Genomic DNA, 216 nt, shown 5'->3' with positions numbered 1-216 from the left:
TCCGCAGTGGCGATGATTCCGTCCACTCCGGCTCCTGTGCCTCCGCCGTCTGAAGCAGCGATGATTCCGTCGACCCCGGCCCCTGTACCTCCGCCGTCCGCAGTGGCGATGATCCCGTCCACTCCGGCTCCTGTGCCTCCGCCGTCCGCAGTGGCGATGATTCCGTCCACTCCGGCTCCTGTGCCTCCGCCGTCTGAAGCAGCGATGATTCCGTCG

1 pseudogene is annotated in these 216 nt (G+C 67.1%); it reads right to left on the bottom strand.

The window, feature by feature from the left end:
• Positions 1 to 216: pseudogene (locus tag D0Y96_RS20150) on the bottom strand (hypothetical protein); the annotation flags it as partial.

Source organism: Paracidobacterium acidisoli, assembly GCF_003428625.2.
GTDB classification, from domain to species: Bacteria; Acidobacteriota; Terriglobia; order Terriglobales; family Acidobacteriaceae; genus Paracidobacterium; species Paracidobacterium acidisoli.
The sequence above is the reverse complement of the archived record's forward strand: the minus strand, read 5'-3'. Positions and strand labels throughout refer to the sequence as shown.